11 protein-coding genes are annotated in these 13,070 nt (G+C 73.8%); 5 read left to right on the top strand and 6 right to left on the bottom strand.

What is annotated here, in order from left to right:
- Positions 1 to 28 precede the first annotated feature (28 nt).
- Complete coding sequence (locus ACFZDA_RS15855; protein WP_391080806.1) at positions 29 to 988, bottom strand: phosphotransferase; 960 nt, start codon at positions 986 to 988, stop codon at positions 29 to 31.
- 30 nt (positions 989 to 1,018) lie between these two features.
- Complete coding sequence (locus ACFZDA_RS15850) at positions 1,019 to 4,210, bottom strand: cytochrome P450 (protein ID WP_391080804.1); 3,192 nt, start codon at positions 4,208 to 4,210, stop codon at positions 1,019 to 1,021.
- 151 nt (positions 4,211 to 4,361) lie between these two features.
- On the opposite strand from ACFZDA_RS15850, the gene ACFZDA_RS15845 reads away from it, so the two are divergent.
- Positions 4,362 to 5,006: a PAS domain S-box protein gene (locus tag ACFZDA_RS15845; RefSeq protein WP_391080802.1), complete on the top strand. Its 645-nt coding sequence runs from the start codon at positions 4,362 to 4,364 to the stop codon at positions 5,004 to 5,006.
- A 98-nt stretch (positions 5,007 to 5,104) separates the two neighbouring features.
- Here ACFZDA_RS15845 and ACFZDA_RS15840 read toward each other — a convergent pair whose 3' ends face one another.
- Positions 5,105 to 6,001 (bottom strand): DUF3626 domain-containing protein, encoded by an 897-nt coding sequence (locus ACFZDA_RS15840; protein WP_391080800.1) that lies wholly within the window; start codon positions 5,999 to 6,001, stop codon positions 5,105 to 5,107.
- Between the two features lie 84 nt (positions 6,002 to 6,085).
- On the opposite strand from ACFZDA_RS15840, the gene ACFZDA_RS15835 reads away from it, so the two are divergent.
- The 3 genes from ACFZDA_RS15835 to ACFZDA_RS15825 all read left to right on the top strand — a co-directional run bounded on the left by ACFZDA_RS15835 (position 6,086) and on the right by ACFZDA_RS15825 (position 9,232).
- The gene (locus ACFZDA_RS15835; protein WP_391080797.1) at positions 6,086 to 6,580 is read left to right on the top strand and encodes an FBP domain-containing protein; all 495 of its coding nucleotides are present in this window, start codon (positions 6,086 to 6,088) and stop codon (positions 6,578 to 6,580) included.
- Positions 6,581 to 6,666: 86 nt separating this feature from the next.
- Positions 6,667 to 7,920: an FUSC family protein gene (locus ACFZDA_RS15830; RefSeq protein ID WP_391080794.1), complete on the top strand. Its 1,254-nt coding sequence runs from the start codon at positions 6,667 to 6,669 to the stop codon at positions 7,918 to 7,920.
- A gap of 118 nt (positions 7,921 to 8,038) precedes the next feature.
- Complete coding sequence (locus ACFZDA_RS15825; protein ID WP_391081709.1) at positions 8,039 to 9,232, top strand: beta-propeller fold lactonase family protein; 1,194 nt, start codon at positions 8,039 to 8,041, stop codon at positions 9,230 to 9,232.
- Here ACFZDA_RS15825 and ACFZDA_RS15820 read toward each other — a convergent pair.
- Together ACFZDA_RS15820 and ACFZDA_RS15815 are read right to left on the bottom strand one after the other, a co-directional pair.
- Positions 9,200 to 9,943: a DUF2470 domain-containing protein gene (locus ACFZDA_RS15820; RefSeq protein WP_391080791.1), complete on the bottom strand. Its 744-nt coding sequence runs from the start codon at positions 9,941 to 9,943 to the stop codon at positions 9,200 to 9,202. The genes ACFZDA_RS15825 and ACFZDA_RS15820 overlap by 33 nt on opposite strands.
- Before the next feature lie 85 nt (positions 9,944 to 10,028).
- Positions 10,029 to 10,637 (bottom strand): TetR family transcriptional regulator, encoded by a 609-nt coding sequence (locus tag ACFZDA_RS15815; RefSeq protein ID WP_391080789.1) that lies wholly within the window; start codon positions 10,635 to 10,637, stop codon positions 10,029 to 10,031.
- 109 nt (positions 10,638 to 10,746) lie between these two features.
- Between ACFZDA_RS15815 and ACFZDA_RS15810 the strand changes: the two genes are divergently transcribed.
- Complete coding sequence (locus ACFZDA_RS15810; protein WP_391080787.1) at positions 10,747 to 12,243, top strand: cytochrome P450; 1,497 nt, start codon at positions 10,747 to 10,749, stop codon at positions 12,241 to 12,243.
- Here the strand turns inward: ACFZDA_RS15810 and ACFZDA_RS15805 are convergent.
- Positions 12,205 to 13,047, bottom strand: coding sequence for a pentapeptide repeat-containing protein (locus tag ACFZDA_RS15805; RefSeq protein ID WP_391080784.1), 843 nt, complete (start codon positions 13,045 to 13,047; stop codon positions 12,205 to 12,207). The two genes, ACFZDA_RS15810 and ACFZDA_RS15805, sit on opposite strands and share 39 nt — an antisense overlap.
- Positions 13,048 to 13,070: the final 23 nt, after the last annotated feature.

Genomic DNA, 13,070 nt, shown 5'->3' with positions numbered 1-13,070 from the left:
CGAGTACCTCCGCGGTGACCTGGGAAACCTAGGCTGCCTCGATCTCCTCCAGCGCCGCGACCAGTTCCGGAGCGACCCTTTCCCGCACCCAGCGCTTCTGTTCCTCGCCTGCCTCGCGCGGAATCGTCTCGGTGAGCATGATCAGGTACAGGTACGCGCGGTACAGGGCCAGCCGGAGGCGGGCGGCGGCGTCGAAGCGGGCCCGGCCGCCGGCCTCCCGGTAGCCCGCCAGGAACGCCTCGTCCCGCTCGATGTCGCCCAGCAGCGCCAGGGAGACGAAGTCGGCCAGGGGGTCGCCCCAGAACATGCGCTCCCCGTCGATGAGGCCGCCGACGCGGGCGTCGCCGCCCGAGCGGTCGACCAGGATGTTGCCCTGCCACAGGTCGAAGTGGACCAGGCACGGGACGGTGACCTCGTCGAGGGCGTGGTAGGCGGACCGGGCGGTACGGGCCACCGCGCCGACGGGGCGGGGCAGCCATGCCCCGTAGCGCCGGGCGTCGTCGAGGACGGCGTCGAACATCGTCGTGAACGCCGTCCGCCAGTCGGGGGCGAGCGGGCCGAGGGCGCCGGAGGGGTAGCCGTAGCCGGGGCCCGTCACGCGGTGCAGCAGGGCCGTCTGGCGGCCCAGCTCCGTGCGCAGTGCGGTGTGTTCCGCGTCGGTGAGCGAGCCGTCCCAGGAGTCGCCGGGGCAGGCCGTCATCAGCAGGAAGTCCTCGCCCATGGAGACGAGGTGGGGTGCGGTGACTCCGGCGCGGGCGGCCGAGCGGTAGAACTCGGCCTCCGAGACGAGGAGCCGGCGCTCGTGGCGGAGGCCGGGGGTGGCCGCCGCGGGCGGGATCTTCAGCACGTAGCGGGTGCCGTCGGTGAGGCGGAGTTCCTCGACGGTGTTGTACGTGCCGCCGGTCAGCGGGGCGAGGTGGGCGAGGCGGCCGGGGTCCAGGCCCGCCGCCTCCAGGATGTGCCGGGCCCGTTCCCAGGAGTCCACCACCGCGCGCCCACCTCTCCCCTTCGGCTTCGGTCAGCCGGCCGCGTACACGTCCTCGACGTAACGCCCGTCCGCGACCAGCCCGTCGAGCCATTGCCCGGCGGCCCTCTCGTCGGCGCCCGGCGTGTGCTTGCGGTACAGGGTACGGAACGCCTCCCGCACTCCGGGTGCCATCCGCGAACCGTCCCCGCAGACGTACACCCGGGCCCCGGCGGTCAGCAGGGCCCAGACCTCCTCGGCCTCGGCGGCGATGCGGTGCTGCACGAACCGCACCTCGCCCTCGGGCGCCTCGCTGAAGGCGGGGCGCAGCGAGACGGCTCCGGCGGTCTCGGCGGCGCGCAGTTCGCCGGCGTGCAGGAAGTCGGCGTCGGGCGCGTCGCAGCCGAAGTAGCAGAGGGCCGGGGCGAGTTCGGCGCCTTGCGCCAGGGCCGCCGTACGGTCGGCGATGGCGCCGCGGAACGGGGCGAGGCCGGTGCCCGCCGCGACCATGACGACCGGTGCGGATCCGCCGGTGGCGTCGATGCGGAAGGCCTCGCGACACGGCTGCACGCGCGCGTACAGCGTGTCGCCGGCCTCGACGGTGGCCAGGTAGCCGGATCCGGTTCCCCGGTAGACGCCCTTGCCGGACCGGGCCGGCGCCTCCAGCAACGACACCATCAGGTCCACGTGGCCGGGGTCGGCGGCGGGCGACGAGGAGATGGAGTAGTGGCGCGGGCGCAGCGGGGTGAGGAGGTCGAGGAGTTGCGGCCAGTCCAGGGCGCCGCGCAGGGCCGGGTGGTCCTCGATGACCTCCACGAGGGTGCGCGGGTCGTCGGTGAGGGCGGCCAGGGCCGTGCGCTCCGGCGGGCACGGGTTGGCGGCGGCGAGCGCGGCCCGTGGTCCGGCGCTGGGGCGCTCCTGCAACTCGACGTGGTGGGCGAGGAGTTGTCGTACCGTCACGGGCCGGTCTACGGCGATGCCGTCGCGGCGCGGCCGGGTGGCGCGGATGTCCAGGACGGTGTCGAGGTCGGCACCGAGCGCGGCGGCGGCCCGGATGACGAGGTCCGGGTGGTTGACCGGCAGCACGGCGAGGTGGTCGGCCGTGCGGTAGGTGACGCCGTCCGGGAGCGCGACGCGGAGGAAGCGCTTGCGGCGCGCGTGGCCGGGCGCGGTGAGGTCGTAGGCCTCGGTGATGCGCATGGGGACGAGCCCGTGCCGCTCGGCGAGGGCGTCCAGCGGGCCGCCGGTCAGGGTGCGGACCGCGTAGGCCGCGGTGGGCTCGGGGTCGGGGGTCGTGGCGTCCGGGTCGCCGTACCGCTCCAGCAGGGCGGTGCGCAGGGCCGTCGTGAACTCCCGGACGGTGCCGGTGAGATCGCCGGAGGCGTCGGCGGCGGCGCGCTCCAGCAGCCGGGTGGCGCCGGACTCGGCGAGCCGCTCGTCGATGGAGGTGGGGACGTGCTGGTAGGTGGCGGCCCAGTTGCGGTCGCCGACGCCCAGGACGGTGTAGGTCACGCCGGACAGGTCGTGGGCCTCCCTGGTCTCCTCCAGCCAGGCGGCGAAGGCGGTGGCGTCGTCGGTGGGGCGGCCGTTGTAGGAGGCGGCCGTGATGACGACGGGCCGGTCGGTGGGCAGGCCGCCGGCGTAGGCGTCCAGGGGCGCCACCTGGGCCTCGCAGCCGATCGCGGCGGCCTCGTCGGCGAGTTGGGCGGCGAAGTCGCGGCAGGTGCCGTAGTTGCTGCCGTGCAGGAAGAGGGCGGCGGTGCCGGGGCGGACGCGGGCGGGCAGGCCCTGCCGTTCGGCCGACCGGGAGTCCCGGGCCGGGGCGGCGCCGGGCAGCGGCGCGTGGACGCGGTCGGCGGACGTGCGCGGGGTGAGCGTGAGGGTGAAGCCCTCGGGCTTGAGGGTGAGGGTCTCCTTGACGTGGAGCCGGTCGTCGGCGTGGTCGCTCAGCCGGTAGCGGTGGACGAGCATGGCCAGCAGCATGGTCGCCTCGTGCAGGGCGAACTGCCGTCCGATGCAGGCGCGTTCCCCGGTGCCGAACGGCTTGAAGGCGTGCACCGGGCGCTGCGCCTCCGCCTCGGCCGTGAAGCGGGAGGGGTCGAACAGCTCCGGATTGTCGCCCCACACGGCCTGGCGGTGCAGCATCGGCGTGAGCACCAGGGCGGACTGCCCGGCGCGCAGCGGGATGCGGCCGCCGAGCAGCGTGTCCTCGCGGGCTTCCCGGGCGAAGACGGCGGCGGTGGGCCACAGCCGGAGCGCCTCGTTGAGGACCTGGCGGGTGTAGGTGAGCCGGCCGATCTCGTCGTAGGCCGGTTCGGGGTCGGCCTGGTCGCCCCACAGCGCGTCGGCCTCGCGCTGCACGAGCCGGAGCGCGGTCGGGTGCTTGGCGAGGTAGTACAGGGCGAAGGACATGGCGCCGGAGGTCGTCTCGTGGCCGGCGATCAGGAAGGTGATGACCTGGTTGCGGATGTTGGCGGCGTCGAGGGTGCTGCCGTCGGCGGGGTGCTCGGCGGTGAGCATGAGGCCGAGCAGGTCGTCGGCCTGGCTCTGGTCGGTGCCGGTGCGTGCGGCGATGACGTCGTCGACGACCCGGGCGAGATAGGCGGAGTCTTCCCGGAAGGCCGCGTCCTGCGCCGAGTAGTCCCGGCCCGGGACGCGGGCGAGGCGGGTCATGCTCCACTCCAGGCAGCGGACCATCGACTCGACGAAGGGGTGCGGCTCGGAGCGCTCGAAGGAGCCGAAGTCGTAGCCGAACCCGGCCAGTCCGATGGTGTCGAGCGTCATGCGGGTCATGTCGCCGGGCACGTCGACGGGGAGTCCGGCGCGGGCGTCGCGGTCCCAGGAGTCGATGAGCCTGCGGGCCACCTTCAGCATCACGGGGTGGTAGGTCCGCATGGAGCCCAGCGCGAAGGCGGGCATGAGGATGTCATGGGCCTTGGCCCAGTTGGGCTCGTCGTTGTACGCGGTGAACAGGCCGTCGGCGGCGAACTCGCGGACGTTCTCCAGGCCGGGCCCGATGTGCTTGGCGAACCGCTGTTCGTCGGCGAGTTCGGCCACGAGGTCCAGGTCGCCGACGAACAGGGTGTCGCGTCCGTACAGCCGCCGCACGAACACCGGCCCGTGCTCGCGCATCAGATCCATGGCCTGCTGGACGGGCGCGTCGCCGGGTCCGGTGCCGGAGATGTCGGCGACGGGGACGCCGGGGAGGCCGTCTGCGGGCCGGGGGGTGTGTGCGGTGGGGCGCATGACGCGACAACTGCCTTTCGCGGTACGGACGTACTGCGATCCAGCGTGGTCCACGGGACTCTGCGCGGCGCGCCGCGGCCCTACATGATTGTGTAGTACAAGCAGATGCGTCGCACTTGCGCGGGGCGACCCGGCGTGGCAGGAGGAGCTCGTGGACCAGGCCCGGCAGGAGGCCGTGACATGGCGCAACCGCGCCCTGCTCCTCTTCGACCGGGTCGCGATGCCGGTCGCGGTGTGCGATGTGTACGGGGCGGTGCTGCTGGCCAATCCGGCGATGGCCGCGGAGTGCGGTACGACGCCGGGGCGGCTGCGCGGCCGTGACGTCCTGGACCTGTTCAGCCCGCGGGAGGCCACACAGGTGGAGCGCATCGCCCAGGCCCTGCGCCTGCGGCACCGCTCGCGCTACCAGGTGTCGGTGTGCTGGGAGACGCCCGGCGGCGGGGAGCGGTACGGGGAGCTGACGGCGGACCCGGTGAGCGACACGGCGCAGGACACGCCGGCGCTGCTGGTGATGCTGCGCGTGGAGGGCGAGCAGGCCCCCTCCCCCGCCCCGCCCGCCGAGCAGGCCCGGGTCGCTCCCATGGAGGCCCGCATCCTGGCCCTGCTGGCCGCCGGCGCCACCACGGCCCGGGCCGCCCGTGAGACCGGCCTCACCACCGACGGCGTCACCTACCACCTGCGCCGCCTGTCCTCCCGCTGGCACGCGGCCAACCGCACCCAACTGGTGGCCCGCGCCTACGCGCTGGGGGTACTCACCCCGGGAGTCTGGCCGCCGGAGGCCCCGGCCGCGAAGTAGGCGGAGCCCGTTCCCTGCCGCTGGGGGGAGTGCTCACCCTGGCGGTCTGGCCGCCGCAGGCCCCGGAGCAGTCGGAACACACTCCCCGCTGACGGCCCTCACCCGGCAGTCCGGCCCTCACACCCCCCGCCCACCGGGCAGGCCGTGCCCGCCCCCTCCGGCGCGCCGAAGCGGGCGAGGGTGTGCCACACCTTCTTCAGGTCCTGCGGGTCGTACCGGCCCGTCCGGGCGGCGTCGCCGATGGCCCGAGGGTCGACGAGGCCGTCCCGGGCGATCCGGGCGCCCAGTTCGGCGTACTCCCGGCCGCGGTAGCCGGCGTGGCGCAGCAGTCCGGCCACCGTGATCCGGTAGCCGGGGTGCCACTCGACGCGGCAGGGCAGGTGCCGTGCCGCGGCGTCGACCGGTGTGCCGCGGTAGCAGGCGTCCAGCACCAGCGCCTCCACGTCCCGGGCGAGGCCGACGCCGCCGTGCACATGCGCCTCGATGTAGTCGTCGAGGGCGTCCCGCTCGTCCGCCTCGGCCAGCGCGATGAGCGACATGCCGGCCGCCACGCCGAAGTCGGCCGGCTCGGCGGCGCTGTCGGGGTAGCAGAACGTGGCGCGGGGCAGAACGCCGGCGCGCAGCCGGAAGTGCGAGGAGCCGAAGCGCGGCGCCGCGCCGACCACCTGCCGGCGGAAGTCGAGAGCGCCGTACACGGGCCGCTCGTGGGCGGCGGCCTCGTCGTACGCCCCGCCGAAGATCCGGCTCTCCCAGCGCCACCGGTCACCGCCGGGGTGGGCTGTGAGGCCGCCGTTGCTGGTGCCGGTCACGAACTGCGAGTGGTAGGCGCCGTCCCGGGCGAGCGCCACGAGGAGGGGCACCTCGCCCGCCGGCCGGTCCGGGTGGAAGTTCAGCGTGATCCGCAACTGCGGATCGACGGCGGGTCCGGACGAGCCGCCCGCCACATGGCGCAGCGCCGCCCGTGCGCGCGCCGGCGCGCCCTGAGGAATATCCACTGGCTCCCCCTTCGTCGATGCTTCTACCCTGAACCCGAAACCTAGGGCCCCTAGGTTTCGGCTACGACGACCAGGAGCCCTCCCATGAGATCACTCACCGAACACGACATCCGCAACTCATTTGTGAACTGCTCCAAGGGAGAAGCCAAGCGTCTGACCGTCCCGCGGGACCTCGCCGAGCGGCCGTGGGACGATCTCGACTTCCTCGGGTGGCGGGACCCGGGGGCACCCGACCGGAGTTATCTGGTCGCCGAGCGCGACGGGCGGCTCGTGGGGCTGGCGATGCGGTTCCAGACGGCCCAGCGGGGCTTTCTGCAGCGCAGCATGTGTTCGCTGTGCCTGACGACGCACCCGCGGGGCGGTGTGTCGCTGATGACCGCGCGCAAGGCGGGCGCGGCCGGACGCGAGGGCAACTCCGTCGGGGCGTACATGTGCACCGACCTCGCCTGCTCGCTGTACCTGCGCGGCAAGAAGCTGCCGGAGAACGGGACCCGCTTCGACGAGAGCCTCACCCTGCGGGAGCAGATCGAGCGGACCCGGGGCCATCTGGCCGCCTTCCTCGACAAGGTGTACGCCTGAGGCCCTCGGTCGCCCGTGGTTTCCCCCGGCGTTAACGTCCTTCGTGAACGCGTTCGACACGCCAGGGGAAAGGGAACAGCCCGAGGATGCGAGAGGTACGTGAGTGGACGGCGCACGCCAGGCGGATCCTGCGCAAGCGCCGGGACCCGGTGGTCGTCCAGACGGTGCGGTCCGCGACCGCGGCGACGATCGCGTACGTCATCGCGCTCCGGCTGAGCCCCGAGCCGGCACCGCTCACCGCTCCCCTGACGGCACTGCTGGTCGTCCAGGTGACCCTGTACGCCACGCTCACCAACGGCTTCCGGCGGGTGAACGCCGTGGTGACCGGCGTCCTCGTCGCCATCGCGTTCAGCCTCCTGGTGGGCCTTACCTGGTGGAGCCTGGCGCTGCTCCTCGTGGCCTCGCTGGCCGTGGGACGCCTGGTCCGGGTGGAGGAGTACGTACCCGAGGTCGCGATCAGCGCGATGCTGGTGCTCGGGGTCACCACCGTCGGGGACACCGCCTGGGCCCGGGTGGTGGAGACTCTGATCGGCGCGGTCGTCGGGCTCGGCTGCAATCTGCTGCTGGCTCCTCCGGTGTGGGTGGAGGAGGCGGGCGAGTCGATCGAGGGGCTGGCGCGCCGGCTGCGGCAGCTGATGCTGCGCATGGGCGAGGAGGCCGCCGGCGGTACGCCACCGGACGAAGCGGTGGAGCGGCTGCACGAGGCGCGGCGCCTGGACCACGACATCGTCGAGGTGGACGCGGCGCTCCAGCAGGCGGAGGACAGTCTGCGGCTCAACCCGCGCGTGCGGGAGGGCCTGCTGCACCGGGTGGTGCTGCGCACCGGCCTGGACACGCTGGAGATCTGCACGGTCGTCCTGCGCGTGCTCGCCCGCTCCTTCACGGACCTCGCGAAGGAGCGCGCGCCGCAGCCGCTGTTCGACTCCGAGACGGGCGCCGCGCTGGAGCAGCTGCTGTCCGAGATCGCCGACGCCGTGGTGAGTTTCGCGGTGCTGGTGACCACCCACCTCAGTGCGAGCGCCGAGTCGGCGGAGGAACGTCTCACCGCGGAACTGCGCGCCGCGGCGGGCACGCGCGACAAGCTGGCCCTGCTGCTGCGCGAGGAGGCCGAGCGCGAGACGGGGCACTGGCAGTTGCTCGGTGCCGTCCTGACGGAGGTCAACCGGCTCCTCGACGAGCTCGACACCGAGCACCGCACACGGCGCCTGTTCGAGGAACTGGACCGGGTGTCGCGGGAACAGCGCATGCGGATGCCGCGCCTGACGCGGCTGCGGGAGCGCCTGGGCGTTCAGGAGCAGATGTGGCGGACCCGTACGGGGGTCGGCGAGCGTTCTCGCTGAGCGGCCGCCGGAAGCGGATTGCGCCCTGCGCAACACCCGGTGCCGTTGTTGCGTCCGGCGGGTGATCCACGCCAGGCTGGCTGTCGCGGCGGGGACGAGTGACGACCTGAGGGGCGACATGGGCAGTGGTGGCTGGAGCAGGCGCCGGTTCGTCGGCGCGCTGGCGGGCGGAGCCGCCGCGGCGGCGCTGCCCGCCTGTGACGACGCGCCCGCCTTGGCCCCGACGGGTCCGACAGCCTCCGAGGCGAGCGTGAGCCCGTCCCGGGAGGCCCGGCGCCCTTCCGGCCCGCGCCCCCTCTACCTCGGCACGTACACCTCCGTCGAGGGCGGCGGCAAGGGCATCGGCCTGGCCACGTACGACGCGGCGACGGGCCGGATCAGCGGCACCGGCACGCTCACCGGCGTCGCCAACCCGTCGTACCTCGCGATCCACCCGGACCGCCGCACGCTGTACGCGGTGGACGAGCGCGACGACGGCGCCGTGACGGCCGTCCGGCTGTCCGACCGGAAGATCCTGGGCAGCCGGAGCACCGGCGGCGCGGGCCCCTGCCATCTGTCGGTGCATCCGGGCGGGCGCTGGCTGTTCAGCGCGAACTACGGCTCGGGCAGCGTGGCGGTGCATCCGGTCGACGCCTCGGGCGCCCTCGGCGAGCGGACGGATCTCGTCCGGCACTCCGGTCCGCCACCGGGTCCGGGCCAGCAGGGCCCGCACGCCCACCAGGTCTTCACCAGCCCCGACGGCGGACATGTGCTCGCCGTGGACCTGGGGACGGACACCGTCTACACGTACCGGCTCGACGAGAAGGCCGGCACGCTCGCCGAGGTCGCGCAGGCGCGGACCCGGCCCGGTGCGGGCCCGCGCCATCTGACGTTCCACCCCGGCGGCCGGTACGCCTATCTCGCGAACGAGGTCGACAACACGGTGGCGGTCTGCGCGTACGACCCCGCCTCCGGCCGCGTCACGATCGGTGAGCCGCAGTCCACGGGCACCGGTCCGGGCACCAGCTATCCGGCGCAGTTCGTGGTGACCCCGAACGGCCGTCACGCCTTTCTCGCCAACCGCGGCGACAACAGCGTCACGCGCTACGCCGTCGAGGCGGACGGCGCCCGGCTGAAGCTGCTGGACACCGTGCCGGTGGGTGGGGACTTCCCGCGGCAGATCGCCCTCTCGCCGGAGGGGACGCTGCTGTTCGCGGCGAACCAGAAGTCCGGCACGGTGACCGTCTTCCGCGTGGACGAGGAGAGCGGCGCGCTGCGGCGCACCGGCGAACCATTTCCGTCACCGGTCGCCGTCTGTGCGCTGCCGCTGTAGGGCCCGCGGGCAGGCAGCGGCGGTCGCCCGGCCGAGCAGGACGTGCATGCGCTCGGTGAGCTGCGCGACGTCGTCGGCGGGCGTGTGGAAGGCGAGCCGTACGTCGCCGTGGGCGCGAGTGCGTTCGATGCGCAGGGTCAGTCCGTGCCGGTCGACGGCGAGCGGCTGGACGCGCATCGCGCCGTGCAGGCTCTCGGCGTCGACGAGCCGGGTGAGCCGCTCGACCGCGTCCGCGTGGCAGTCGGCGAGGTGCGTCAGCAGCCGGGCCTCGGCCGCGGTGAGCGGGTCGGGCGTGGCGGCGGCGAAGTCGTCCAGGTCCACGACCACGGCCCCCGACGACTGCCGCAGCACCACGCGCGTGGTCCGGAAGGCCAGCCGGCCCTCCTCCTCGACGGTGAACCAGCCCGCGAGCCACAGCCGGGCGCGGATCCGGTCGCGCACGGGGACGGGCGCCACGTCGGCGAACTCCAGCACCGCGGACGGCTCGCCGCGGGGCGCGCAGATCGCGGCCCCGAGCAGGGCACTGCCCCCGGGCACCTCGACCAGCACCCGGCCGTCCTCGGTCACCGTGTGCGCACCGACCAGCTCCTCCCGCACGCCCTGCGCGGTCACCGAACAGGACCACGCGGCGGCGAGCACCGAGCGCGCCCGCTCCGCGGCGGCGGGGGCCGCCGTCCAGCCGTGGCTGTCGTCGTGGCTGTCGTCACCCATCCCAGACCTCCTTAGGTAAGCCTTGCCTAACCTATCGAAGATCTGGGTGTGAGCCAACCACGTCACGTGATCTTTACGAGGCCGTTCAGGGAGTGAGGACACCCAGCAGGGCGCGGGCGCACAGCTCACGCACCTGATCCCGGCTCAACTCCGTGCCGCGCAGCCACTCCAGACAGACGGACGTGGTGAACGCCAGCCAGCCGCGCACCGCGAGCCGCACCTCCGGCCGCTCCTCGAAGGCCGGACCGAACTCGGGATCCTCGGCGAGCGCCGCGAGGATCTGCCGCTCCTGCGCGGCCAGGGCCCGCTGGTAGACCCGGCGCACCGCCTGGTCCCCGGCCGCGTCGGCGCGGTGGAAGGCGCGGTAGCCGTGGGCGTGGGCCTGGACGTACTCCAGGAACGTGTCGAGGCCGCCCGCGAGCTGCTCGCGCACCGGGACGCAGGGCACCGCCGCCGTCATGCGCAGCATCCGCTCGCTCTCGCGCTCGACGACCGCCGCGAAGAAGTCCCGCTTGGCCGGGAAGTAGTGGTACAGCAGCCCGCGCGACACCCCGGCGATCTCCGCGACCTGCTCGATCCACACGTCATCGTACGGACTCTCCGAGAACAGCCGCGCCCCGACCGACAGGAGCTGCTCCCGGCGCTCCTCGGTGCTGAGCCGGCGGCGCGTGCGCCCGCTCTGGTTCGCGGCCATGCCCGCACTGTACTTGACGCCGGTTCAACAACGGGACCAGACTGAACGGCGCTATTGAACCCACGTACAACACATGCGAACCCGCCGCTGGATCAAGGGAGATCGCGTCATGACGCAGGCGCCGACACGGGACGGGCTGCCGAAGGGGTTCCGCGGTGCCGAGCTGGGCTGGCCGGAGCTGGAGCGCATTCCGCACCCGCCGCACCGGATCCCGCTGCTCGGTGACGTGGTGGGCGTGAACCGGCGCACTCCCCTCCAGGACACACTGAAGTACGCCCGCGAACTGGGCCCGGTCTTCCGCCGGAAGGCCTTCGGCAAGGAGTTCGTGTTCGTGTGGGGCGGCCGGCACGCGGCCGATCTCGCGGACGAGTCGCGGTTCGCCAAGCACGTGGGTCTCGGCATAGCGAACCTGCGGCCGGTCGCCGGGGACGGCCTGTTCACGGCGTACAACCACGAGCCGAACTGGCAGCTCGCGCACGATGTGCTCGCCCCGGGGTTCAGCCGCGAGGCCATGGCCGGCTACCACCCGATGATGCTGGCCGTCGCGCGGCGGCTGACGGAGCACTGGGACCGGGCGGCGGCTGCGGGCCGGGCGGTGGACGTGCCCGGCGACATGACCAAGCTGACGCTGGAGACGATCGCGCGCACGGGCTTCGGCCATGACTTCGGGTCGTTCGAACGCGCCCGGCCGCATCCCTTCGTGACCGCGATGGTCGGCACGCTGACGTACGCGCAACGGCTCAACACGGTGCCCTTCCCGCTGGCCCCGCTGCTGCTGCGGAGCGCGAGCCGCCGCAACGCGGCCGACATCGCCTGTCTCAACCGCACGGTCGACGAGCTGATCCGGGCCCGGCGCGCCGGCGGCGGCGCAGACGGGGACCTGCTCGACCGGATGCTGGAGACGGCCCACCCCGAGACCGGGGAGCGGCTGGAGCTGCGGAACGTCCGCCGCCAGGTCATCACCTTCCTCGTCGCCGGCCACGAGACGACGTCCGGCGCGCTCTCCTTCGCGCTGCACTACCTCTCCCGCCACCCCGAGATCGCGGCCCGGGCCCGCGCCGAGGTGGACCGCGTGTGGGGCGAGACGGCGGAACCGGCCTACGAGCAGGTGGCCCGGCTGCGCTACGTCCGCCGGGTGCTGGACGAGTCGCTGCGGCTGTGGCCCACCGCGCCCGCCTTCGCCCGGGAGGCACGGGAGGACACCGTGCTGGCCGGGGAGCACCCCATGCGGCGCGGTGCGTGGGCGCTGGTGCTGACGCCGATGCTGCACCGGGACCCCGAGGTGTGGGGCGCGGACGCCGAGCGGTTCGACCCGGACCGCTTCGACGCGCAGGCGGTACGGTCCCGGGCCCCGCACACCTACAAGCCGTTCGGGACCGGGGCGCGGGCCTGCATCGGGCGCCAGTTCGCCCTGCACGAGGCGACGCTGGTGCTCGGCCTGCTGCTGCGCCGCTACGAGCTGCGGCCCGACCCGGCGTACCGGCTGCGCGTGACCGAGCGGCTGACGCTGATGCCACAGGGGCTGCGGCTGCGGCCGGAGCGCCGGACGCCGGTGCGGGAGCCGGCCTCAGACCTGCGCTGTCCAGTGCCCGGGGCGGGTGACTGACGCGGGCAGCCGGGTTCCGGCACTCCCCCGGGCCGCGTTCACCTGCGGCTGGGTGAGGAAGAACGCCCCGGTCAGGTCGGCGTCCGTGAGGTCCGCGTCGCGCAGGTCGGCACCGATCAGGTCCGCGCTCCGCAGGTCCGCGCCGGTGAGGTCGGCGGCGATGAGGTACGCGCCCCGGAGGTCGGCACCGCGCAGGTCGGCCCCCTTGAGGCGGGCGCCCATGAGGTCCGCGCCCCGGCGGTTCTTCTTACGGCCCTTGGTGCCGGCCCGGGCCAGCTCGCTCGTCCTCAGCAGCAGGACGTTGACCTCCCGGCGGTGCGCCGCCACGTCCAGCCCGGCGAGTTCCTCGGGGGTCAGCCCGGTCAGCTCCTCGGTCTTCTCCAGAGCCCCCCGCAGATCGGCGTGGACCGGCCGGGCCGCGGGCAGGGCGAGCGCCTCGGTCAGGTACCAGAGCAGCTCGTGCAGCTGGCGGACGACCGGGAAGACGTCGAACATGCGGCGGGCGTGCTCCGGCGGCCCGGACCGCCAGTCCCGGCCGCCGAAGGTGACCTGCGAGACCTGCTGCCCGGCGCCGAAGCAGTCGTAGACCGTGCAGCCGGTGAACCCTTTCTGCCGCAGCCTGGCGTGGATGCCGCAGCGGTGGTCGCTCTGGAGATTGCGGCAGGGTGTGCCGGCGTCCTTGTCGACGGCGAAGTCGGCCGAGGCCGCGAACGGCAGGGCGACGCAGCACAGACCGAAGCACCGCTCGCAGTCGCCGCGCAGTTCCGCCTGCGCAGGCTTGTGATCTCGCATGACGTTCAGCATACGAAACGAAAAAACCGCCGACG

This window comes from Streptomyces sp. NPDC007991, from assembly GCF_042958445.1.
Taxonomy (GTDB): domain Bacteria; phylum Actinomycetota; class Actinomycetes; order Streptomycetales; family Streptomycetaceae; genus Streptomyces.
This window is presented reverse-complemented; position numbering and strand designations above follow the sequence as displayed.